We start from the raw sequence: 22,625 nt of genomic DNA, 5'->3' as shown, positions 1-22,625 counted from the left end.
TAAGGAATGAAATATGAAGTATAGATAATAGACATAATGGAGGACAGCTTATGAATACACTGAGTCGTTTTTTCTTTAAACGATCTAAGAACGACATCGGAGAGCTTTGTGGACTTATTGTGATACTTACGATTTTTCAATTTGTAGATTTTAAAAGTATTTGGGAGAAGCCCATTACCTTTATCTTAGTAATTTTAGGTAGTGCTACATTATATCGAATACTTGTAGAGATATTTGAAAAAATCCTAGGTGATAAAAATAAAGTTGTAGGATCTCGATATACATTCATCACAATATTTGTATTTGTATTCCTGGTAAACTTTATTGATAAATAGGTGATAAATGTGACACTTTTAGATAGTTTTTACACGGCAATTGCTATTATTTTCATACAATATCTCTTTGAACGAATGAAGTACAAAGGAACACCATTGAAACGAACGGGACTAATAATCATTGAGATAATCATTTTTACGCTGATTCTGTTTTATGGAAGTAAAATATTTAATTAGTGGGTGAAGAATCATGCCAGCATATGGAAAATATCTTCTTTATATCTTTGAACATAAATTGAATGTCTTTATAGAATGCTGGAAGTTAGGACTTTATGTTCAAGCATTTACACATGATCTATCTAAGCTTCATCCAGCTGAGTTTTTTACATATGCAAAGAAATTTTATTCAGATGAGAAGCCGAGTGAAGTGGAATGGCAATATGCCTGGCTTCATCATCAACATCACAATAAGCATCATTGGAATTATTGGGTGGTTGATCAGCTTAAAAGAGAAGCGGTGCCGATTCCCCGAAAGTTTATACTTGAGATGATCTGTGATTATAAATCTATCTCAAGAAGATGAGGAAGAAAACGATCAGGACCAACCATATCGGATCGTTTGATCGCCAATCTTTTAACGGATCGAGTAATCTTGCATCCTGACACAAGGAAAGAATGTGCACAAATAATTGAAAAGTTGGAACCCGAGAATGCTCAGAAATCAATCTGAGTATTTTTTATTGAAAATAATTGTAAAATATTGCAACTTTTTTTATGGTTAAAACGTGGTTGATATGAAAGGGGGAGCGGTTGTGCAACTAGAGGATGTTTATAAACACTATATGAATGATCTTTACCGCTATTTGTATTCTCTTTCGAAGAATCACCATATTGCGGAAGACTTGGTGCAAGAAGCATTCTATCGAGCATATCTAACTTTGGCAGACTATGAGATCAACAACATTAAAGCTTGGTTGTTTAAAGTTGCGTACCATGCATTTATAGATCATCAAAGAAAGAATAAAAAAACGATTCTTACTGATGAGATTAAAGAAGATGTAGATAGAAGAGAAAATACACCGGAAAGTAAGATGTTAGAAAAGGAATCATTCTTATTATTAATGGAGGATTTAAAGTGTTTAAAAGAGATCGAAAAACAGGTAGTTTTGTTGTGCGATTTGAATGAACTTAGTTATCAAGAAGCAGCTGATATTTTAAATATAAAGCTGAATACATTAAAAAGTCATATTTCAAGAGGTCGAAAAAAACTAGTAGAACGCGTTAAGGAAAGGATGAACCTAGATGAGCGACGAGCATAAACAGGATCAAAATAATGACGAAAATCTATATAAAGCTTACATGATGAAGACGAAGAACGACATTCATACCTCACCCTCTCTATCTGAAGAAGAACAAAAAGAAATCATTAAAGTAGGATCAAATACAGCTCGTAATGCAACCGTCATGATAAGTCTAGCGATCTTACTTCTTATTCTACCCCTCATGACATTAATCACTTATTTGTATTACGGTATTGGTGGTAAAGCAAACACGATGATCGATGTAGTAGGGAAAACAATTTATGTAACTGAACCCAATGTAAGTTTAGAAGAGATGGAAATAGAAAGTGAGATTGGTTTATTTTCCATGAATGTGAACTTTGATACGTTTAAGCGCATTGGTAGTGAAGATTATCTAGCTGAGAAGGTAGATGTATATTTCGGATTGGATAAGCCAAAATTCCCTGAAAAAATATCATTCTTAGAGCAGCTTCCTCCGATGGGTTATGGAATAGATGTTGTGAAGGACGGTCAAAAAATGTATCATCCTGATGCGGGTGTACCATTTAATATGTCAGACGAATGGGATGTATTAAAAGGTCTTCCCGACGGTACAGTTGCAGAAGCTTACCTTTCTTTCTCAGAACTAATGAAACCTAATGAAATTGAAAAAGCGTTACCGAAAGAAATGGAGATTCGGTGGTTAGCGGTTGATACAGGATTAGAAGCTAAGCAAATGGATAAAGAGGGTGTTCCAATTACACCTATCGGCTATCCCGCACAGGTCGATTCTACAACTTGGTCACCTTTTGACGGAGATCAAACGAACGAGGAAGTATTTCTCGATATATTAAAGTTATTAGAAAAGAATGAACAAACTGCTGAGATTGTATCAAAGATAAAATCTCTTGAAATAAAAGAAAGGCGTGAATATGTGGAAGACAAAGGGATTCTGATTTATGGGGCAGTTGTAACAGGACCCGTCCCAGAGTTAAGAAAATTAGAACAAATGAAAGTTGTTCGAGCGATAAAAGTAGGGGAGGTCAAATTATGGAACTGGAAATAAAGAAAAAAAGCAGAAGAAAACTGCAGACGTTAACTGGATTTATATCTTTTATCATTGGTTTACAAGCTCTGGCAGTATTAAATATTGGGTTACTGATAGAAACAATGGATATACCTGACTTATTTCTTTTTCAATTACCTTTTCTTGGGGTATTCTTAGGAGTAGTGGGATTGTTTACAATGAATCGTTCCAAACAGTTCGCCTGGTGGGGAATAGGAATCAATCTTTTCATCCCCATATTTATTGGATTGATGTTTGGATTGTCTTGGACCATTAACGCAAAACCTTGATTTCCAGTGAGAGAAAGGATCTGAAATGTCAGATCCTTTTTTTATTTTACTGATCAAGCGTTGGCCTTAACCATAGTTTAGAAAAATCAACATATCCGAAATGCTTGATATTCACGTTCATCAATTCAGTTGAAAAAGGTATATACCTCTTTTGATAATACAGCGGGATCATAATGGCTTCCTCAATAAGTTCCTTCTCGACTGCAACATTCAAATTCGTCCATTCTCCAAATGGTGTATGAATATATTGAGAGATGCGTTTTTGCCATCTCTTGTTTTTCCCTAAAATTAATGGTAGTGGTGCAAACCCATTTGTTAAGAAAAAATAGAAAGACAGATCTTGATTCAATTCAAATATTTCACCATGTATGAACATGTCTGTTTGGTCAGTTAGTTGTTTATTAAAAATAGCGTCCTCGAAAGATACATGTATGACTTGAACAGGGATGTCATATTGAGCAAACGTGTCTAGAAGCCATCTAGAAGCTTCTTCTGTATGCTCCGCTATCCTAATAATTAGAGGCTCTGTAAATTCGGGCCTAACTGCTGTAGGTATTGAATAGGGAAGACGATTTCCGATCATGCAACTATTGTCGTTCGGTATGGCTCTTGACTCATATTCAGGTATCCTATGGCGATTCATTGCTAGAATTTGATGGATGTAATGCCGTACCTCTAATTTAGCAATCTGTGATCCGCTACGATAAGCATTCATGATAAGTACACCAAAGCCCGAATCACTCTCTACTTGAAAGGTTTCATGATGATTCGGTTCTAAAGATGAGTGGTAAACAATCGGAAAGTCTTTTGGAACTTTAACAAATTCAACAGCATCAAGTAACGGTCGTTCTTGAAAATGTTCTTTAAAAGCGGCAAGCGTTGTTTTTTGGTCATTGTCTTCTTCTACCAAGAACCCTCCAGTCCCATAAATCCTTCCTTTGCTTTCTTTATAAATACTCGATGTCATCATGCTTAACAACGGAAGAATATAGCTGCAGCCTCCTGGGTACAAAATATCGACCACGAGTGGAGCTTTTGAAACCATTTCATCGATCGGTTTCCATAAATCTTTGTTTTGTTCATGAAATCTAAGTTTTTCTAAACAATTGATTACATCTGTTGCTGTTAAAACAGATCCGTCGTGAAAGCAGACGTCTTTTCTTAAGTAAAGTCGTAGTTTCGTAGATGAAACATCCCAGCTGTGAGCAAGTTCTGGCATGATTTCTCCTTGATCGGTTAACGATACGAGTCGATTAAATACATTCGATACCATATTTGCGCTATGTGCATCTGCTGCATCTAATGGGTGTAGGGTCCTAAAAGGATAGCGTTTTGGCACCACCAGTTTGTCTTTTGCTTCCTGCACAAAGCCAAATTGCGTATAAAATTTGTTCATCAATCTTAACTTTGTTTCCGTTGACCAATCATACATTAAATATTTACTGCTAATTTCAACGGGTTCATGATCCAGCTTGAGCAATACTTCATCCTCAAAGTTTTCTTCGATATTCTTTTGCCATTGAAGACGTGAAACATTTCCTCTTCCACGACCTGGAGTAAAAGTTAACCAGCCTTCATCGTTCCATTTTTTTAAATATCGTGTTGTTTGTTTCTGACTGATCTGAAGAGCCTCAGCAATTTCTTCGGTTCGAATATGACCAGATGGAAAGTATCTCCATAGAACAAGAAGTTTGTTATCCATGTTTCTCCTCCAACTTAAAAGTAGACATGATTTTTATAATTGTCTATTTTTATCATTTGTAGTCTAGTTTAATATTACAATACAGAGAAGGAGGGGACAACATGGGATGGAGAGAATACCCCCAAAATATTAAAGTGCGTTTGATTACATCGTTCTTTAATCGAGCCGTTTCATCGGCCGTCATGCCATTTATGGCCTTGTTTTTTGCTATGGAGAAGGGCAAGGTTTGGGCAGGGACATTTTTGATCTTAACAGTTATTATTGGATTCATTGTCAATTTAATCGGTGGTTACATTTCGGATCGTTTTCCAAGAAAGAAAGTGTTGATGACAACTTCTTGCTTAAATGCAGTCATGTTTTTACTCATGACCGTAAGCTTGTTCCCTGAACAAAACTGGATTCTGGTCTTTGCATTCGCTTATATAGGATTCACTGTTACAAGCAGCCTAGGAAGACCTGCCATGCATGCGATTATTATGGATTCAACGACACCTGAAAACAGAAAAGAAGTATACACGCTTGATTACTGGATGATTAATTTATCGATGGCGATTGGAGCTGCTTTAGGTGGTTTGCTTTATGTAAGTCATCAGATTGAACTTTTTGTGTTGTTAACCGTAACATCAATCAGCATTCCTATTGCTTATGGAATTTGGTTACGAGATGAGTTCACAGGCTTTTTGGAAAAAACACATGAGAATGTTTTTCTGGACTTGTTTCAAAACTATAAAGTAGCTTTAAAAGATTCTGCATTCGTGAAAGTCGTTATTGGCGGAACTTTTATCTTTTCAGCGGAATTCACACTGAACAGTTATATTGGCATTCGTTTGGCTGAAACCTTCGACTCTTTTCACATTGGTAATTTTGAGATCACAGGAGTTCGAATGCTCAGTATGCTAAACATCCAAAACATGTTGATGGTTGTTTGTTTCACATTCTTAATCAACCGGGTTATGGATCGTTTTTCTAAGAAAAATGCTTTATTGATTGGGTTGTTGTTATACGGAATAGGTTACGTGACCGTTACTTCAGCAAACGCTTGGTATGTATTACTTCTATTTAACGTGATCGCTACAATGGGAGAGTTAATTTACTCTCCGATTAAGGAAGCTGAAAAAGCGAATATGATTCCTAGCGATAAGAGAGGATCTTACTCTGCATTTGCAAATGTATCATTTAGTGGAGCAGATATGTTAGCTCGCTCGACGATTATCTTAGGGGCTTTTTTAGTTCCTGTTATGATGAGTGTATATATGGGAGTAATAATAATGATCGGCGCATTTTTCATGTATTCTGGTCTCTTTTTGAGAGGAAAGGCAACTGAAAAAGCTGTGAAGAAAGAGATAGTTGCTCAAGTTGTAAAATAAACATAGTTGAGTACAGGAAATTCAACTAATGATGTCCACCACAATTGAACAAAATCAATCTTTATACAATCTGTATGTACATCCATCATTCATTACGGGGTAATAACAACCATTACGAGGTAAATTACAATAAATACGAGGTAAATCAATTTAATTCCGTATATAAAATTATTTATCCGTTTTTCGACACGTTTTGACAGGCGCCTTTAGATTGAAACCAGCAAGAAGAAAACATAAAGAAGCTTGGAATCAATTCCAAGCTTCGATTTTTTATGAATTGGATTCTTTAACAGAAGCAATTTCGATCTTTTCTACAAACATATTGAAAACGCTGCGTTTTTCCTCAAGCTTTTTTAGCTGTTGCTTCAATTCATTGTACTTTTCTTCAAAAGGTTCTTGATAGGTTTTCTTGATGTTCTTGATCATTTCTTCGTTAATGGTAGATTGGATGACTTGCTTCGTGATTCCGAATTTATAAGAATAAAGTTGAAGTTCTGTTTTTACTTTTTCATACTCTTCATCTATTTCTTTTTTTTGTTGCTCGATTTCGTCTTTCCATTCAAGCAGAGCATCCTTTACATACGGCTCCATGATTTGCCTCCTAACAGTGTTCGTACTTCTGTCATTACTTTTTTATGTACTCTATACACTATTAAGAGGGAATCGTTTATTTATGGGGGTATTTTCACTCGTTGACTAAATTTTTCCATCATCATATCATTGAATTTAGATACATTCGCAAAATGAAATTTGATCAAAATTTAGAAAGTCTTAGTGGAAACGAGCAGAGTATAAGAAGTGATGAAACGTAAAAGAGGTGTTGTGAAGCATGCCGGTATTCGGATGGTTTTTTCTTTTGATTGTGCTTGGCGGAATCATTGTTGGTTCTTTTGTTCATAAGTATCGTTACCGTAACATGAATCTCATCTATACTGCATTTGGTCAGGAAAACTATTTTAATATCATAGCCAAACTTAAAGCTGATGGTGTGGCATATAAAGTGAGAATTCCGGGGCAGGCATTTGGTGATAGAGAACGGCCAGTAATTGATAACACGCAATACGACATTTACGTCAAGAATACAGATGCACATCTGGCAGCGGATGCTCTTAGAAAGTAAGGGGATGAAACGATAGTGAAAACTTTTAACTATGTGAACAGCCAAGAAGAGCTGAGGCTTATGCTCGGAACTCCTAGTCTTAGGGGGCAGAATAAAGTTATCCCTAAAATAGATGAACATTGCAAAGACTTTATTGCACATTCACCATTTTTAATTTTAGCTACGTCAGATCATGAAGGGAACTGTGATAGTTCACCTAGAGGTGATGCACCAGGCTTTGTATATGTATTGGATGATCACCATCTCGTGATTCCCGACCGACCAGGGAATAAGCGTGTAGATTCAATGTTTAATATTCTCTCAAATCCGAAAGTAGGTTTACTATTTCTAATACCAGGAATGGGTGAGACGCTACGGATTAACGGTGAAGCTGCTATTATTAAAGATGAAGAAGTACTCAAAAAAATGGAAGCAGGAGGAAAATCTCCACTTCTGGGTATTCTAGTTAAAGTAGAACAATGTTATATGCATTGTGGGAAAGCGTTCAAACGATCCGGACTTTGGGAACATGAACGTTGGGAAAAGAAAGAATCTCTCCCAAACGCGGCAAAGATTCTAGCAGATCATGTAAATCTACCTGAAATGACTGAAGAAAGAATAGCAAATGACCTCAAGGACGGTTATAAGAGCAAGCTTTACTAGTTAAAAATCTTATAGGAAACTATCAAAAGCACTGCATGTACAGTGCTTTTGATAGTTTATGCGGGATTCTTTTGTTTTAACAACTCAAGTAAAGAATCATCTAGTATATATATTGAACTCCTCATTACGGTATGTATAAATAATTCTTTTAATAATAAAGCAGATTCAACCAAACTATCACACGTTATATATTGTGGATATGTTGAAAGATATTTTTTTAGAAAGTCACTATTTAACGAGTCGTAAGCTTTAAACTGATGAAGTTTTTTATCTTCATTTAAAGCTTGAACGATTAACGTGTAATCTCTCATCGACTCTAGCATCTTTAGTGCATATACGAAATTATGGCGTTTCAATTCTTTGTCTAATCTTATGAAACAATAAACAAATTCGAAAACAGGATCTTCGAAAGTAGCATACTTTACGGGTTTGTTTGAAAAAGAGCGATCCTCTTTTCCCATCTTCTCAGAGACTAAGCCTGTTTTGTCCAAAACTATTCTCCACAACGGAGATCTTACACTTAATGAATTCCTTTGAAGAATTGAAACATTGAATTCCAACGAGTTTTCTAAAATAACAATCAATAGGTAAATATTTTTTGAAAACTGCTTCTCTTTAATGATAACGGGATTCAAATCCTTGTAAAATTGCTGAATATTATCTTTCACTCCAATGACTTCATCCTCAGTTGACGTAGCTATCATTAGATCAATATCCGAGAATTCGTCTTTGTACCCCGTTACACCAGAACCTAATTGAACAACACCTTCAACCATAGGCAACACATTTAGCATATCGATCGTACGCTGAAAATAAGCATCTCTTTCTGTCGGAGTATACATAAGACACCTCTCCTTATTTATATATTTTTAAATTTTAACATAATCTGTAAGATTCTGTAACGGAAATTAACAACTATCAAGTTTAAAATAATTTACGTCACCATCCCAAAAAAAATAGTTACCCGGTCATCAAAATACCGGATAACTATTGCAAATATAAATTCTTAGTAGAGTGGTGGGACACTCTGAGGATGGTTAAATACATTCTCAGGATCGTATTTTGTTTTTATTCTTTGCAGTCTTGCAAAGTTTGTTGCCCAATAAGCATTCCCGAAGTTTTGAATGCTTTCGTCTGGGACGTTTACATAAGAACCTATCGTATAAGGTTTTAACTGCTGACGCACAGACTCGACTGATGCAAGACTACTCGCTTCCTCGGATTTATCAACCCACGTAGCGTTCCATTCTGTATAAAACAACGGATCCCGCCAATAGAAAGCTGTCTTGTCTTTTGGCACTCTGCTGATCGCACCGCCCCAGTTAGTAAAATAAAAATTGGATTCTGTTCCAGGTGCTTCTTCTAAAAATTGTTTCATTACCTTAATCGGTTCCTTTGGCCAAAGATTAGTCGCCCAAGAAGATGAGAATTTAAAGTTTTGATCAGCATAAGGTGGCTCAGGTGGATCAAGGAAATCAATACAGTCTGGGTAGAAGAGCGTTTCAATGACTACTTCAGAAGGTGTTCCGGCACTAAGTAAAGGTTGTATGATTTGAATTAATTCAGGTCTTGAACCTAAGAAAAGACCGGTTACCTGACATAATCCATTTACTTTGCTGTAGATCTCTATATAACTGCCTAATCGTGAATCTACAAACGGCATTAAATTCTGCCATGCTTCAAATACTGTTTCGAGCTGTTCCCATGGCCAAATAATGTTAAAGACCGTTGCTGTTTCAGGTGCACGATGCACTTTAAACGTATATTCTGTATTGTATCCAAACGTACCACCACCGCCGCCTCTAGAGGCCCAAAACAAGTCTTCGTTACAAGTTGGACTCGCTTTAAGAATCCGTCCATATGCATCTACGGTCTCTAGTGCAAGAAGGTTATCTGATATTACTCCAATTGTACGGGAAAGTAGCCCGAATCCTCCACCAGTTGTGATGCCTCCGATTCCAACGGTCGGACTATCGCCAAAAACAGCCATAAAGCCTTCTCGAGCAAGGCCTTTTACAAGAGGTCCAACGCGAATTCCAGGTTGTACAGTAGCGATTCCCTTTTTCTTATCTAAGTGCACTTTATTCATATCACCTGTATCTATAACGATTCCACCCTTTACCACATTGAACTCTTTGTCTAGAGCATGTCGACCGCTTCTGATCCTTAAGGGAACATCGTTCTCTCTAGCCCACTTGATTGCATTACTAACGTCACATGCATTTTGTGCAAATACGAATACAAGAGGATATGTGTTGACATAAGGGTTCCAGTTTCTAACGGCTTCATTGTAGCCAGGGTCACCTTTAAAGATAATTCTTCCTGTTAACTCTGTTGATCCCATTATTTCCACTCCCGGCAAAACATATTTGTAGTTATATAAATGTATGCAGAGGATGAATAGTCGGTTAAAACCTTTTATACAGACGAGTTTATTCAGAAAGACACTTATTAGAAATGTAGTAAAAAGTAGCAATAGTGAGTTAAGAAAGATGAAGAATAAGGGAATAATACTATTATTGTTTAATGATTCAAAGCGGTTCGTTTGGTTAAAAAAAGACACGCATGATATCATTTTCTATTATAGTTTTAGTAAAAGGGGGTAAACCGTGCAACGATTATATAATAAGCATCAGTGGTTAGCGAAGATGGTAGCAGCTGATCCCGGAAATGTGCGGTTGCAAAAAGCAGGAAAAGCAACTGCTAGTTTGATTTTTTCTATATTTACTACCCTCTTGATCATGAGATACACCGGTCATTCTGGTGGAATCACACCAGCTATTGTTTCAGGTATGCTTGGTTTGATGGGCATCATGGTCGTAATGGATGATACAAAGAAAGAGATGAGAGTAACTACAATTTTGTTGGGACTATCGGCTATGTTGGGTATAACAGTTGGTTCTCTTGTCGCCAACAACGCCTATTACATAGATGTGGTTTTAGTGGTAAGTGTTTTTAGCAGTTTTTATTTCTCAAGATTTGGTACACGCTATTTTTCTTTGTTCATGATTTTCTTCATGACGGTTTATTTTTCCTCAGTTTTAAAATTATCCAGTAACCAGCTACCATGGTTTGACATTGGAATCTGGGTAGGTGTCGTTTATGCCTTTATCCTAAATTTCTTCTTGTTTCAAGATACAGCAAAGAATTTAAAAAGAAGCATTCATTCGTTTCATATTCAAAGTAACCTGACACTAAACCTTTTGATTGAAGCGATGAAAGATAAGAATTCCAATCTTCAGCGTAAGGAAGAACTAGAAAAAAACGTAGCCAAGTTAAGAGATTATGCTCTTATTGTATCTGGTTATATCAACGAAAATGATGTAAAAAAAATTTGGCCAGGTCTCTTACCCAACCAACTTCGCCTGTATGTGTTTGATACGGGGATGCTGATCGAAACGTTAGTGGACTCGGTGCGGGGATTAAAAACGGCAGATGCTTTACAAGTTGATGAGATTAAGAAATCACTCATCGCGGTGACGATTGCTGTTCGTGATGCTGAAGTACTCGCTCCACATGTGAAGGAACAAAATATTCTTCCTGCTGAAAAATCGGTTCAACAGCTTCGTATATTAATCATGACACTTTTTGAACGGGAAGAGCCTCCTCAAGGATGGATCTATCTCATTCGCAGAATCGAGTCGATCGCTAATCACGTGATAGAAGGTGCTGTTACTATACAGCAATCTCTCTATGCGCAGTCTAGCATTTTAAAAGAAGAAGATATAATTGAAAAAGCTGTTGATGAAGATACAAAAACAGATGACAGATCGTTAAAACCCTCTACAAAAAAGGCGTATCAAGCACTTGTAGCAGGAATTCTATCCATTATAGTGGGTCTAATAATATCGCCAGCTCAGCCATATTGGGTTCTTCTTACAGCCTTTGTCGTTCTACTTGGAACGGAGTCGATCGGAAGAATTTATACGAAAGGCTATCAACGATCGCTTGGTACGATCATAGGAGCAATTATCGGTTTTGGCCTTGCTAGACTTCTTTCCGGACACACTATATTGGAAGTTATCTTTCTCTTTCTGGTTGTATTTCTAGCATTTTATTTAATGACAGTTTCTTACACGTTAATGAGTGTGTTTATCACCATGCTAATTGCGTTTATGTACGATCTTCTATTAGGTGGAATTACGTTTTCCCTAATTAGTGCTAGAGTACTTGATACGATTGCAGGGGCATCGATTGCTTTAGTAGTTTCGTATCTGATCTTTCCAAAGAAAACGAAAGTGAAGGTCGCTGAATCGATTAACGAATTCTTAGAAGAACTTGCTCCTTTTGTCTCCGAATATGTTAGAGGATTCAGAGAAGATGTAAACGTTAAGAACCTTTCGGAAAGTGCGTTTAAGCTAGATACGAAACTTCAGACGATCAGGGATGAAGCGCAGTCCTTTCTTCAACGGCCAGGATCACCGATCTATTCAGATATGGTCAGTTGGATGACAAGGTTAGCCGCCATTAACTATTATGCCAAACATTTGGTTGCTTCCGCTTATAGAAAAGGATTTGAATATCCGGAAGAATTGCTCGAAGGATTTATTCAGATTGAGACAAAGCTAAAGTACAACATCGATTCCTTATCTGCTCTTTTAACAGAGAATGAAGGGGAGTATTTCCTCCAATCGTTAGATGAAGAACGCGAGAAGTTTGAGCGCCTTGCTCCTAGCCGTAAGCAATCTCAACGAGATCTCATCCATCACCTTTATTATGTATGGCGCATCAATCAATCCCTCGTGGAGTTAGGAATTGAGTTGGGAGGAGTAACAGAGAAGAAGTAGTTGTGTTGGATGACTATAAATCAATGTTAAAGTTATGAAGAAGAAACAGCAACGTCCTCTTTCGTTGCTGTTTCTTCATTTTTCATGGATAATTTTAGGAGGATTCAATTAAACAGTACCGAAATTATTTTAGAATGAAGGGGAGGGAAAGTTGATATAAACTCTTTAAAATCATTACAGATTCAAAAAACATCCCTTGAAGACCTACAAATGGTTATTAGACTATTAAAAGAGTGTGCCCAATGGATGAAAGATGGGAATATTGATCAATGGCGTTTTTTGCTCGAGGTTGGTGAAGATACAGAATTCAAATATGCAATCGAGAGAAAAGATACTTTTATCGTCATGTGAAATGAACAACTGATCGCAACATTTAATTTATCACCTCAGCAAACAGAATGGGAAGAGCATATCTTTGGGAAAGATGAGATTTATGTTGATAATGGATTCCAATTTATTGGTGAGAGTGATAGTCATAATAAGTATAAGAAATTCCTAAAAAGGACAAAAGAAAGGTCAGATTCACTATGAACTTTTCAATAATAGCAGCTATGGATGTAAATAGAGTGATAGGCAAAGATAATGATTTGCCTTGGAGGCTGCCGAGAGATTGGAAGTATGTCCAAGAGGTTACGATGGGAAAAACCATTGTTCTAGGAAGAAAGAATTTTGAATCGATTGGAAGAGCACTGCCTGGAAGGAAAAATATTGTGCTTACGAGGAAAAGCAATTTCTCATCTCAAGACTGTATAATTCTTCATTCTATAAACGATGTGCTAAAGATATGCGAAGGCGATGAAGAAGTCGTAATTTTCGGTGGAGAAGAAATCTATACCCAATTTATGCCGATGGTGACAAAATTGTATTTAACAAAGATACACCATGTGTTTGAAGGGGATACTTATTTTCCAGAAATCAACGAGAAAGATTGGAAAGAGATTTTGAGAGTCAGAGGCGTAAAGGACCAAGAAAATCCTTACACTTATTATTTTCATCAATACATAAGAATTGGACAATAATTAAAATCAGAAAAAACAAACTTGACAGAAATTTCTAATCATCTTATTATTAGTTAAAGTTTTCCATCGTTTAAACATGATGATTAGGAGTAGTAAGGATTTTAATGTTGTTTAGAGAGCTGCAGAAAGGGTGAGATGCAGTCAGCATGAAACCTGAACTCACCTTTGAGTGGACAGATTGAAAGAAGTCTGTACGGTTAACCACCGTAATCAGGTTCTTTAGGTTTGCGCGAATTTTTGCGAACGAAGAAGAGTGGTACCACGTTAGGCACAACCTATCGTCTCTTTATAGAGATGATGGGTTTTTTTGTTTAAAAAGGGGAGAGATGAAAAGTGAGTGACGGTTGTTTTATTTGCGATAAACATAATGGGGTTATTGACACAGCAGGCGTGAAAATATTTGAGAATGAACTTGTTTACGTGGGGCATATCGATAAAGGCGATCGTCCGTCTTACCTTGGACATATCATGATCGATCTCAAGCGACACGCACTCGGTCTTGGTGATCTGACCATTGAAGAAGCAAATGCATTCGGTCAGATCATGGCTCGAGTAAGCCGTGCTGTGAAAGAAACAGAACATGCAGAGCACATTTATGCACTCGTGTCAGGTAATTCTGTTGCTCACCTGCATATGCACATCGTTCCTCGTTATCCCAATACACCAGAAGAATATTGGGGCCCAAATGAAGTCTATAGTTGGGTGGATGCTCCGTTTGGAATGAATGAAGATATTATCAAAGTTTGCGAACGAGTAAGGAATTATTTGGAGGAGAATGTACATGAAGAATTCTAAATTGATCTGGGTTGGAAGCGATCATACATTTGTTGATGAAATAGATGTTACACGAGTACAAAATGTGACAGTAGGTAGATTGGGAGGTAATTCTGAAGCAGGGTCATATAAAAATGAAGATGGGTGTTTAGTATGGGTGAACCAAGCTGAAAACTGGGAATTTACAATGATTTTAGATGGGCATAAGACAGCACAGAGTGTTAAACTTGTTATCAAACAATTTTTAAGGAATGAAAACGAAATCAAGCGTGTACTCTCAGAATCCGCAGGTCCCGCATTAAAGAAATTAGATCATCTTATCCTGGATATCTTCCAAGATCCTGATTTTATGGAATCATGCCGCAACACAACGGGTGAAACAGCTTGTTTAATCGTTGTACGAAAAGAAAAGTATGTATGGTGGTTTTCAGTGGGAGATTGTATTCTTCATCTTTTCCATCCTGAACTAATAGCATTAGGTGAAAGACAACTTGTTCAGCGAAGTTTTTATGAATGGGTTGGTGAAGTGAACACATTTGAGCTTCCGGTACCTTGTTATAGTACGGGGAAGAAAGAGATGAGAAAAGGACTTAACCATATTTTTATGACAACTGATGGTCTGACAGAATGTCCTGGTGTTCCATTTGAAGATGCAGCAGAAATTCAAAACGTATTAAGCGATATTGGTTTGGATGATGGCGTTTCATTTCTTTTGGATGAAATAAAAAGAAATGGAGTAAGAGATAGCACGACACTTATCGCCTGGTCTATTGAAATAGAGGAAACAGCTAGTTTGCCAAGTGATCTGTAAAGCTGCTTCCTCCTACTCATTTCTTTATAAATTATTTTGAATGGGATCTATTATTTGATATCACTATAATGCTGAAGCACGCGTGGCGGGATATATTTAAGTGGAAGTGGACGTAAGGAAACAATGATAGTGTGAGGCATGATTAAGTCTTTTTGAGCTTGTTTCAGGCAATTGTACATGTTCTTGCCACCAACAGAGTTTGCAGAATGGATGGTTATCCGATTGGCAAATAATTTTTCGTTGATCATCATTTTTACGAGCATAAGACCATTTCTTGTTCTGCTATATAAATCATGGTCTAATGATAAATGTTCAATTGAATGGTTCCTCAGAAGATCCATACATTCATCAATCGTTTCTACAAAGACATATCCATCTGGGGGACTACGATAATCATCCATAAATACACTGATCTTTTTCATTTTCTTGCTCTCCCTTCCTTAACGGAGGGTGACTAAGAAAAGTCTATAGCCCTAAGTTATTTTAATATACTAATTATAACACATTAATCCAAGGTATGTTTTTTAAGAGGATGTTAGAGTGAATATCGTTTACTCCTTCCATAATTAGAATAAAACAAAGACAATTATTTCAGTGAATTAAATATTAAACTTTAAATTCTTCATCATTTTCCTTTTTCCTTCAAGATAAGTATGATTTTTATCAAAAATTAAGAAATAAAATTTAACACTGTATGATTTTGGCGAAAAAAATCAATCAGGGCTTGAACATAAAGTTTAAGTCCTTGTTTATTTACGAACAAATATTCGTTAAAATAGAAACGAGGTGGTTATCATGTTTCAAAAAAAATCTATCCAGCAAGTTATGGACGTTTTGCGAGAGCCAGATCTAGCTAATCAAATTGTCCATTGGAAAACCATTGAGCCAAGAGAGGCAGTTTCTGTGCCACTTCCTGACTCTTTACATCCAACAATTCAATCCACTCTTTTAAAAAGAGGGATTTCTTCCTTATATATTCACCAGTTATCAGCGTACGAAGCAGCTTTACGCGGTGAAAGTTTTGTAGCTGTTACACCTACAGCGTCTGGAAAAACACTTTGTTACAACCTTCCTGTTCTTCAAGAGGTCGCTAATAATCCGGAAGCAAGAGCTCTGTATTTATTCCCAACAAAAGCACTCGCACAAGATCAGAAGTCAGAGATGAACGAACTGATCGATGAGATGGGATTGGATATAAAAAGCTATACGTATGATGGGGATACACCAGCAAATATTAGACAAGTCGTTAGAAAAGCTGGAAACATCGTTATGACAAATCCAGATATGCTTCATGCTGCTGTTCTTCCACATCATACAAAATGGGTATCGCTGTTTGAAAATTTGAAATATGTGGTGGTAGATGAGCTCCATACATACCGAGGTGTTTTCGGAAGTCATGTGGCAAATGTCATCCGCCGTTTAAAGAGAATCTGCAATTTTTATGGCAGTGATCCTATCTTCATCTGCACATCAGCCACTATTGCCAATCCTAAAGAGCTGGCTGAGCAACTCACCGGCAATCTCATGACACTTATCAATAACAATGGAGCACCAGCAGGTCGTAAGCATTTTCTCTTCTATAATCCGCCAGTTGTCAATAAACCGTTGAATGTAAGGCGAAGCGCTACGCTTGAAGCGAGAAACCTAGCAAAACTATTTTTGGAAAATCACATTCAAACGATCGTATTCGCACGCAGTCGTGTACGAGTGGAAATATTGCTTACCTATTTGCAAGAACTTGTAAAAAAGGAGTTTGGCACAAAATCCATCCAAGGGTATAGAGGAGGATATCTTCCCAAACAGCGCCGTGCAATTGAAAAAGGACTTCGTAACGGAGACATCATGGGCGTTGTCTCGACGAACGCCTTAGAATTAGGAGTAGATATTGGTCAGCTTCATGCTTGTATTCTGACAGGTTATCCAGGATCAATCGCAAGTGCCTGGCAACAGGCTGGGCGAGCGGGACGCAGACAAGATGAGAGTGTTGTGATCTTGGTAGCTTCCTCTTCACCACTTGACCAATACGTGATTCAGAATCCAGACTATTTCTTTGAACGTTCCCCCGAGTCTGCTCGGATGAATCCGGATAATCTGATTATTTTAGTAGATCATCTGAAATGCGCATCATATGAACTGCCGTTTCAAGAGAATGAAAAATTTGGTGATCAAGAGATACAAGATGTTTTAGAATTTTTAGTGGATGAACAAGTGCTTCACAAAAGAGGAAAGCATTTCTACTGGATGAACGATTCTTTTCCTGCGCATAACATTTCACTTCGTTCTGCTTCACAAGAAAATGTTGTGATTATCGATCAATCTAATGTGGCAGATGTAAAAGTGATCGGTGAGATGGATCGTTTTAGCTCAATGACACTTCTTCATGAAGAAGCGATCTATCTTCATCAAGGTACGCAATATCAGGTTGAGAAGCTCGATTACGAAGAAAAGAAAGCGTTCGTTCGTGAAGTGGATGTGGATTATTTTACAGACGCAAACCTCGCTGTTTCATTAAATGTACTAGAAGTGGATAAAGAAACATCACATGAACAGAATGCAAAAGCATATGGTGATGTGATGGTAGTCGCAAAGGCAACCATCTTTAAAAAGATCAAATTTGAAACACATGACAATATAGGCTCAGGTCCCATCCATCTACCTGAAGAGGAGCTGCACACTTCAGCGACTTGGCTTACTTTTGAAAATAATGAGTTAAGTGAAGAAAAACTTGAAGCAGGTCTTCTTGGGATCGCACACGTTCTAAGACATGTTGCGCCTTTATTCGTGATGTGTGATGCAAACGATCTTCACGTTGTCCCTCAAGTCAAAGCGGTTCATAACCAACAGCCTACGATCTTTATTTACGACCGATATCCAGGTGGAATAGGGCTTAGTGAAAAGGTATACGGCTCTTGGGATACGGTTCTAGATCAGGCGCTTTCTATGATTCAAAGATGTCCTTGCGAAAGTGGCTGTCCTTCTTGTACGGGAACATTAGAAGAAGGAAATAACAGCAAAGATCTATCAATAAAATTGATTTCTCAAATCAAAGGGGCGACAAAACATGTCGATTAAAAATAAACTGAATCGACTAAAAAAGCATATGGTCAATCCAGTTCCTGAGATAGCTGTTGAAAGTAACCCCCATTTTGAGAATTCTTCTTCTGAAAAAATTCAACATGAGGACTATTGGAAAAAGTTTGGAGCTTCAGCTTATTTCTTCGAGGATGATTATTGTATTGTTCGAAAAGTAAGATACCCTCTTGATACACAATGGGGACGTTATCAATTTTCAGATGTTTTGAAAGCTGTATCGCAATGGCAAGATGTTGATGCTGATCACCCACTACACGTTAAGGACCTTGACGCTTCTGATTTATTGTTCTTTGATACAGAGACTACAGGTCTCAGTGGCGGAGCAGGAAATACCATTTTTATGCTTGGAATGAGCCAGATCAAGGAAGATCACGTATTAGTACACCAATTCTTCTTACCAGGACCCGGATCTGAAGTGGCTCTATATCATTATTTTTTAAATCATGTGAAGGAACTTCGAAACTTAGTAACGTACAATGGTAAATCGTTTGATTGGCCGCAAGTGAAAACTCGGCACACGTTAATTCGTGATTTTGTACCTTCATTGCCAGAGTTTGGTCACTTTGATCTGCTGCACGGAGCGAGAAGATTGTGGAAAGATACGTTGCCAGCTGTAAAGCTCTCTGTTGTTGAAAAAGAGATGTTAGGTGTCAATCGAATCCATGATACACCAGGTTATCTTGCGCCGATGCTTTATTTTCAATATTGCAATGAAGGAGATCCATCTCTATTAGAAGGTGTTTTTCAACATAATGAGTGGGATGTTCTTTCACTCATCACTCTTTATACACACATGTCGGGGATTGTGACTGGTAATGGTTTTCGAACAGAAAGAGAGACTTATGAAACAGCAAGATGGTTTGAAGCATTAAACCAAAGAGAACATGCCATTTCTCTTTATCAGGAAGTTCTGCAAACTGGAACTTCACTTACATCTCCATCCAAAAAATCTTTAGCCGCACTATATAAAAAATCTGATGGATTAGAGGTTTCTGTTCGATATTGGCTAGAGTTGATTGATGAGAATGACCTAGATGAAGAACCGGCTATAGAACTTTCTAAGTATTATGAGCACATTCAAAAAGATTATGAAAAAGCTCTTCACTTTGCAGTAATGGCTAATTCCAGGTGGAAGGGTAAAAAAAGGTTAACAAAAAGAAAAGAAGAACAAGAAAAACAAGCGTTTGCGAAAAGAATCGAACGATTAGAACAACGAGTTATCCAATATTCGTAAAAATTCGTCAAATTTATGAATTCTTGCAAAATATCTCTTCTCAATCGGCTTTGTTTTTTGTAGAATATAAGAGGACATAAAAATGTTCTTAAGAAAATAAATTCCCCCCATTTTTATTGCCCGGGTAAGCGCAAAAAACGCCATGAAACCACATATTTCTACTGAGTTTTCGTCAAAGTTCTAGAGCGTTCGATTGTTTTCGCGCAATAACCGAAATGTTGAATAGGGAAATATATATTTTAAGCTATGGAGAGATGGTAAGTGAAGCAGTGGATTGTTGTTCTATTTTTTGTAATCGTCGGGTTAACAGTAATGATTGGCAATCAAATCAGTCACACAACACAAAACTTTTAATGAAGCCCCGGCTACTAACAGAGCCGGGTGTTTTTCATTAATAGGAGGTTTTCTCATGCTTCAAACACTGCTTGTTAGTGGCTATAAAGCTCATGAACTTGGTATATTTAGTGATAAACACGAAGGGGTATACTACATCAAGAAAGCAATTGCTCAAAAGTTAGTCTCACTTCTAGATGAAGGTTTAGAATGGGTCATCATTAGTGGGCAGCCAGGTGTAGAGATGTGGGCGGCAGAAGTGGTATTTGAACTACAACCAGAATTTCCTGATTTAAAACTAGCTGTCCTTACGCCGTTTTTAGAACAAGAATCACGGTGGAAGGAAAATGTGCAGGAAAAATATCATGAAATTTTAGCGGGAGCAGATTTTGTTGATTCAGTTAGCCGTAAGCCTTATGAATCGCCAGGGCAGCTTCGAGTTAAAAATCAGTTTCTTGTACAAAAAAGCGATGCCGTCTTGCTTCTTTACGACGAAGAAAAAGATGGTTCGCCGAAGTATTATTTGGATGCAGCCAAACAAAAGCAGGAAATGGACAATTCGTACGAAATATTTTATATTACTCCTTATGACTTGGATGTTCTTGTACAAGAGGAACAATACAATCGTAACGAATAAATGAACTAAAGTCGAAAAAAATTGACATTTAGGTCAGGTAGTGAAAAAATAATTTTAGAATCTTTGTGTGAGGTGATTCACATGAGTGAACAGCGTTTTCATTTAACGGCGAAAGAAATTTTGGAAAAAGACTTTAAACAAGGCTTTCGTGGCTATGATCAAGACGAAGTAGACAAATTTTTAGATCTTATTATTAAGGATTATGAAAATTTTCAAAAAGAGTATGATGCAGTTGTACAAGAAAATAATCGACTGCGTAAAGAAGCTCAAAGTTCTACTGATCATCAGCAAACACGCAGAATGTCTGCAGTAACTTCAAGCACGACGAACTCCGATATTCTTCAGCGTTTGTCTAACTTGGAAAAACATGTTTTTGGCAGTAAACTGTACGATTGATTCCAGTAATTATCCATTTGTTTTTCTACATTCAGCATGCTATAATGAATCTTGCTTTTAAAACTTAAATCAATAGCGTTCGGGTAATCGCTGGATCTGATTTTCAGGTTTAGAGGAAAGTCCATGCTCGCACGGATCTGAGATGACCGTAATGATCGTGCCTGGCCAAAAAATAAGCCAGGGTAGATTGGTTTGCTTGAATAAAGCTTACTGGACTAACGGCAGGGAACGCACCTAAGTCCTATGGATATGGTGTTAATACCTTGAAAGTGCCACAGTGACGTAGTCCCGATGGAAACAAAGGGAGTGGAACGCGGTAAACCCCACGAGCGAGAAACCCAAATTATGGTAGGGGAGTTTCCCATTTCGGAATTGAACGATTGGGAGAACAAGAAGCCAAGGCTTTTTGTAGATAGATGATTACCACCGGTGTACGAGGCTACCAGCCGCTTGTAGTACTAAGGAACAGAACATGGCTTACAGAACGTTATTGGTACCTAAATTAAAGCTGAATGAGGGCCCCGTTTACCGGGGCTTTTTCTATTTACATAAAAAAGTGCCGCAAAATAAGGGTATACTTATTATTATAAGAATCGATGAAATTAAGGAGTTCATATTATGACACAATTACGACTGTTGGCGACAGCCGCTATGGGATTAGAAGCACTAGTAGCCAATGAAGTTCGCGCGCTAGGTTTTGAAAATGTGAAAGTTGAAAACGGTAAAGTCTATTTTGATGGTGATGAGAAGACGTTAGTCAAAGCTAACTTATGGCTAAGAACGGCAGATCGCGTAAAATTAGTGGTCGGTGAGTTTAAAGTGGAGACGTTCGATGAACTTTTCGAGCAGACGAAAGCACTTCCGTGGGCTGATTTTATACCTGAAGATGGGGAATTCCCTGTAATCGGCCGATCTGTAAAATCAAAGCTATTTTCTGTATCTGACTGCCAAGCTATCGTTAAGAAAGCAGTAGTTGATAATTTAAAAACAGCGTATAACCGTAAAACGTGGTTTCCTGAGGACGGCGCATTGTATCGTATCGAGGTTGCGATTCATAAAGATATTGCGACATTAACGCTAGATACGAGTGGTACAGGTCTACACAAGCGTGGATACCGTGAGTTGCATTCAGGTGCGCCGATTAAAGAAACGATGGCCGCGGCCCTAATTATGCTTACAAATTGGACACCTGATAAGCCTTTCGCAGATCCTTTCTGTGGATCAGGTACATTGCCGATCGAAGCTGCTATGATTGGACAAAACATCGCACCAGGACTAAATCGTGAATTTGCTTCAGAAAAATGGAACTGGATCGATAAAAAGGTCTGGTATGAGGCAGTTGGAGAAGCTCAAGATGTTGCGAAATACGATCTGCCTCTTGAGATTCAAGGATCTGATATTGATCATAAGATGATCGAACTATCTAAGAACAATGCAAACGAAGCAGGATTCGAAGACTTTATCACGTTTAAACAGATGCAAGTACGAGATTTTACGACCAGAAAAGATTACGGATGTCTTGTTACAAACCCGCCTTACGGAGAGCGACTAGGTGAGAGAGAAGAAGTAGCACAGATGTATCGTGACCTAGGTATGGCGATGAAACCGTATGATACATGGAGTGTATACGTAATTACTTCAAATGAAAAATTTGAAGAATATTATGGCCGTTCAGCAACAAAAAAACGAAAGCTTTATAACGGTGATCTGAAGACCGACTATTATCAATACTTTGGAAAACGTCCACCTAGACAGCACCAGTAATAAAGGGTTTTAGGGATAAAAAATACTTTGGTGAT

General features: G+C 37.5%; 23 protein-coding genes, 1 other RNA gene and 1 other annotated feature. Of the genes, 19 read left to right on the top strand and 5 right to left on the bottom strand.

The window, feature by feature from the left end; all coding sequences use genetic code 11:
- The first annotated feature begins 50 nt into the window (after positions 1-50).
- From ABE65_RS10580 to ABE65_RS10560, 5 genes are all read left to right on the top strand, one after another.
- Positions 51-335, top strand: coding sequence for a hypothetical protein (locus ABE65_RS10580; protein ID WP_066394527.1), 285 nt, complete (start codon positions 51-53; stop codon positions 333-335).
- A gap of 190 nt (positions 336-525) precedes the next feature.
- Positions 526-858 (top strand): DUF5662 family protein, encoded by a 333-nt coding sequence (locus tag ABE65_RS10575; protein WP_231887882.1) that lies wholly within the window; start codon positions 526-528, stop codon positions 856-858.
- A 229-nt stretch (positions 859-1,087) separates the two neighbouring features.
- A complete protein-coding gene (locus tag ABE65_RS10570; protein ID WP_066394525.1) occupies positions 1,088-1,594 on the top strand; it encodes a sigma-70 family RNA polymerase sigma factor in 507 nt (168 codons plus the stop codon).
- The gene (locus ABE65_RS10565) at positions 1,578-2,621 is read left to right on the top strand and encodes an anti-sigma factor (RefSeq protein ID WP_066394523.1); all 1,044 of its coding nucleotides are present in this window, start codon (positions 1,578-1,580) and stop codon (positions 2,619-2,621) included. The genes ABE65_RS10570 and ABE65_RS10565 overlap by 17 nt, the downstream gene beginning before the upstream one ends.
- Entirely contained in the window at positions 2,606-2,911 is a 306-nt protein-coding gene (locus tag ABE65_RS10560) for a hypothetical protein (protein WP_066394522.1), read from the top strand. Before ABE65_RS10565 ends, ABE65_RS10560 begins: the two co-directional genes overlap by 16 nt.
- 46 nt (positions 2,912-2,957) lie before the next feature.
- On the opposite strand, the gene ABE65_RS10555 is transcribed toward ABE65_RS10560, so the two are convergent.
- Positions 2,958-4,613, bottom strand: a complete 1,656-nt coding sequence (locus tag ABE65_RS10555) for an ABC transporter substrate-binding protein (protein ID WP_066394517.1) — start codon at positions 4,611-4,613, stop codon at positions 2,958-2,960.
- 101 nt (positions 4,614-4,714) lie between these two features.
- Between ABE65_RS10555 and ABE65_RS10550 the strand changes: the two genes are divergently transcribed.
- Positions 4,715-5,980 (top strand): MDR family MFS transporter, encoded by a 1,266-nt coding sequence (locus tag ABE65_RS10550; protein WP_066394516.1) that lies wholly within the window; start codon positions 4,715-4,717, stop codon positions 5,978-5,980.
- Between the two features lie 270 nt (positions 5,981-6,250).
- On the opposite strand, the gene ABE65_RS10545 is transcribed toward ABE65_RS10550, so the two are convergent.
- Positions 6,251-6,571, bottom strand: a complete 321-nt coding sequence (locus ABE65_RS10545; RefSeq protein ID WP_066394515.1) for a hypothetical protein — start codon at positions 6,569-6,571, stop codon at positions 6,251-6,253.
- 238 nt (positions 6,572-6,809) lie between these two features.
- Here ABE65_RS10545 and ABE65_RS10540 point away from each other — a divergent pair, with 238 nt between their 5' ends.
- Together ABE65_RS10540 and ABE65_RS10535 are read left to right on the top strand one after the other, a co-directional pair.
- Positions 6,810-7,100, top strand: a complete 291-nt coding sequence (locus ABE65_RS10540) for a hypothetical protein (protein ID WP_082861382.1) — start codon at positions 6,810-6,812, stop codon at positions 7,098-7,100.
- Between the two features lie 15 nt (positions 7,101-7,115).
- Entirely contained in the window at positions 7,116-7,742 is a 627-nt protein-coding gene (locus tag ABE65_RS10535) for a pyridoxamine 5'-phosphate oxidase family protein (protein WP_066394514.1), read from the top strand.
- 56 nt (positions 7,743-7,798) lie between these two features.
- Here ABE65_RS10535 and ABE65_RS10530 read toward each other — a convergent pair whose 3' ends face one another.
- Both ABE65_RS10530 and ABE65_RS10525 read right to left on the bottom strand, forming a co-directional pair.
- The gene (locus tag ABE65_RS10530; RefSeq protein ID WP_066394510.1) at positions 7,799-8,584 is read right to left on the bottom strand and encodes an aminoglycoside 6-adenylyltransferase; all 786 of its coding nucleotides are present in this window, start codon (positions 8,582-8,584) and stop codon (positions 7,799-7,801) included.
- Between the two features lie 164 nt (positions 8,585-8,748).
- Positions 8,749-10,086, bottom strand: a complete 1,338-nt coding sequence (locus ABE65_RS10525; protein ID WP_066394504.1) for an FAD-binding oxidoreductase — start codon at positions 10,084-10,086, stop codon at positions 8,749-8,751.
- Positions 10,087-10,351: 265 nt separating this feature from the next.
- On the opposite strand from ABE65_RS10525, the gene ABE65_RS10520 reads away from it, so the two are divergent.
- From ABE65_RS10520 to ABE65_RS10505, 5 genes are all read left to right on the top strand, one after another.
- A complete protein-coding gene (locus ABE65_RS10520; protein ID WP_231887881.1) occupies positions 10,352-12,529 on the top strand; it encodes an FUSC family protein in 2,178 nt (725 codons plus the stop codon).
- A gap of 210 nt (positions 12,530-12,739) precedes the next feature.
- Positions 12,740-12,880, top strand: a complete 141-nt coding sequence (locus ABE65_RS21870) for a hypothetical protein (protein ID WP_156499158.1) — start codon at positions 12,740-12,742, stop codon at positions 12,878-12,880.
- 176 nt (positions 12,881-13,056) lie between these two features.
- Positions 13,057-13,548, top strand: a complete 492-nt coding sequence (locus ABE65_RS10515) for a dihydrofolate reductase (RefSeq protein ID WP_066394502.1) — start codon at positions 13,057-13,059, stop codon at positions 13,546-13,548.
- A gap of 70 nt (positions 13,549-13,618) precedes the next feature.
- Positions 13,619-13,837, top strand: a binding site (T-box leader).
- A gap of 44 nt (positions 13,838-13,881) precedes the next feature.
- Positions 13,882-14,343, top strand: a complete 462-nt coding sequence (locus ABE65_RS10510) for an HIT family protein (protein ID WP_066394499.1) — start codon at positions 13,882-13,884, stop codon at positions 14,341-14,343.
- Positions 14,330-15,133 (top strand): PP2C family serine/threonine-protein phosphatase, encoded by an 804-nt coding sequence (locus tag ABE65_RS10505; RefSeq protein ID WP_066394497.1) that lies wholly within the window; start codon positions 14,330-14,332, stop codon positions 15,131-15,133. Before ABE65_RS10510 ends, ABE65_RS10505 begins: the two co-directional genes overlap by 14 nt.
- A 50-nt stretch (positions 15,134-15,183) precedes the next feature.
- Here ABE65_RS10505 and ABE65_RS10500 read toward each other — a convergent pair whose 3' ends face one another.
- Positions 15,184-15,555 carry a cyclic-phosphate processing receiver domain-containing protein gene (locus ABE65_RS10500; protein WP_066394495.1) on the bottom strand — a complete coding sequence of 124 codons (372 nt, stop codon included), beginning with the start codon at positions 15,553-15,555 and terminating at the stop codon, positions 15,184-15,186.
- 373 nt (positions 15,556-15,928) lie between these two features.
- On the opposite strand from ABE65_RS10500, the gene ABE65_RS10495 reads away from it, so the two are divergent.
- The 6 genes from ABE65_RS10495 (at position 15,929) to ABE65_RS10470 (ending at position 22,590) form a co-directional block, all read left to right on the top strand.
- Positions 15,929-18,205 carry a DEAD/DEAH box helicase gene (locus tag ABE65_RS10495; RefSeq protein WP_066394492.1) on the top strand — a complete coding sequence of 759 codons (2,277 nt, stop codon included), beginning with the start codon at positions 15,929-15,931 and terminating at the stop codon, positions 18,203-18,205.
- On the top strand, positions 18,195-19,460 hold the full coding sequence (locus ABE65_RS10490; protein WP_066394490.1) for a ribonuclease H-like domain-containing protein: 1,266 nt from the start codon (positions 18,195-18,197) through the stop codon (positions 19,458-19,460). Before ABE65_RS10495 ends, ABE65_RS10490 begins: the two co-directional genes overlap by 11 nt.
- Positions 19,461-19,869: 409 nt before the next feature.
- Positions 19,870-20,430 carry an SLOG family protein gene (locus ABE65_RS10485; RefSeq protein WP_066394489.1) on the top strand — a complete coding sequence of 187 codons (561 nt, stop codon included), beginning with the start codon at positions 19,870-19,872 and terminating at the stop codon, positions 20,428-20,430.
- Between the two features lie 81 nt (positions 20,431-20,511).
- Complete coding sequence (gene gpsB, locus ABE65_RS10480) at positions 20,512-20,826, top strand: cell division regulator GpsB (RefSeq protein WP_066394488.1); 315 nt, start codon at positions 20,512-20,514, stop codon at positions 20,824-20,826.
- A gap of 75 nt (positions 20,827-20,901) precedes the next feature.
- An RNA gene (gene rnpB / locus ABE65_RS10475) (RNase P RNA component class B) lies at positions 20,902-21,311 on the top strand.
- Positions 21,312-21,444: 133 nt separating this feature from the next.
- Positions 21,445-22,590 (top strand): THUMP domain-containing class I SAM-dependent RNA methyltransferase, encoded by a 1,146-nt coding sequence (locus ABE65_RS10470; RefSeq protein ID WP_066394483.1) that lies wholly within the window; start codon positions 21,445-21,447, stop codon positions 22,588-22,590.
- Positions 22,591-22,625 lie beyond the last annotated feature (35 nt).

Origin of the sequence: Fictibacillus phosphorivorans (assembly GCF_001629705.1) — a bacterium.
GTDB lineage: Bacteria > Bacillota > Bacilli > Bacillales > Fictibacillaceae > Fictibacillus > Fictibacillus phosphorivorans_A.
The sequence above is the reverse complement of the archived record's forward strand: the minus strand, read 5'-3'. Positions and strand labels throughout refer to the sequence as shown.

Coding starts and splice junctions, on each gene's coding strand:
- ABE65_RS10580 (WP_066394527.1), top strand. CDS start 51: ATGAATACACTGAGTCGTTTTTTCTTTAAACGATCTAAGAACGACATC.
- ABE65_RS10545 (WP_066394515.1), bottom strand. CDS start 6,571: ATGGAGCCGTATGTAAAGGATGCTCTGCTTGAATGGAAAGACGAAATC.
- ABE65_RS10500 (WP_066394495.1), bottom strand. CDS start 15,555: ATGAAAAAGATCAGTGTATTTATGGATGATTATCGTAGTCCCCCAGAT.
- ABE65_RS10505 (WP_066394497.1), top strand. CDS start 14,330: ATGAAGAATTCTAAATTGATCTGGGTTGGAAGCGATCATACATTTGTT.
- ABE65_RS10575 (WP_231887882.1), top strand. CDS start 526: ATGCCAGCATATGGAAAATATCTTCTTTATATCTTTGAACATAAATTG.
- ABE65_RS10515 (WP_066394502.1), top strand. CDS start 13,057: ATGAACTTTTCAATAATAGCAGCTATGGATGTAAATAGAGTGATAGGC.
- ABE65_RS21870 (WP_156499158.1), top strand. CDS start 12,740: ATGGTTATTAGACTATTAAAAGAGTGTGCCCAATGGATGAAAGATGGG.
- ABE65_RS10470 (WP_066394483.1), top strand. CDS start 21,445: ATGACACAATTACGACTGTTGGCGACAGCCGCTATGGGATTAGAAGCA.
- ABE65_RS10565 (WP_066394523.1), top strand. CDS start 1,578: ATGAGCGACGAGCATAAACAGGATCAAAATAATGACGAAAATCTATAT.
- ABE65_RS10525 (WP_066394504.1), bottom strand. CDS start 10,086: ATGGGATCAACAGAGTTAACAGGAAGAATTATCTTTAAAGGTGACCCT.
- ABE65_RS10495 (WP_066394492.1), top strand. CDS start 15,929: ATGTTTCAAAAAAAATCTATCCAGCAAGTTATGGACGTTTTGCGAGAG.
- ABE65_RS10555 (WP_066394517.1), bottom strand. CDS start 4,613: ATGGATAACAAACTTCTTGTTCTATGGAGATACTTTCCATCTGGTCAT.
- ABE65_RS10560 (WP_066394522.1), top strand. CDS start 2,606: ATGGAACTGGAAATAAAGAAAAAAAGCAGAAGAAAACTGCAGACGTTA.
- ABE65_RS10490 (WP_066394490.1), top strand. CDS start 18,195: ATGTCGATTAAAAATAAACTGAATCGACTAAAAAAGCATATGGTCAAT.
- ABE65_RS10485 (WP_066394489.1), top strand. CDS start 19,870: ATGCTTCAAACACTGCTTGTTAGTGGCTATAAAGCTCATGAACTTGGT.
- ABE65_RS10530 (WP_066394510.1), bottom strand. CDS start 8,584: ATGTATACTCCGACAGAAAGAGATGCTTATTTTCAGCGTACGATCGAT.
- ABE65_RS10550 (WP_066394516.1), top strand. CDS start 4,715: ATGGGATGGAGAGAATACCCCCAAAATATTAAAGTGCGTTTGATTACA.
- gpsB (WP_066394488.1), top strand. CDS start 20,512: ATGAGTGAACAGCGTTTTCATTTAACGGCGAAAGAAATTTTGGAAAAA.
- ABE65_RS10540 (WP_082861382.1), top strand. CDS start 6,810: ATGCCGGTATTCGGATGGTTTTTTCTTTTGATTGTGCTTGGCGGAATC.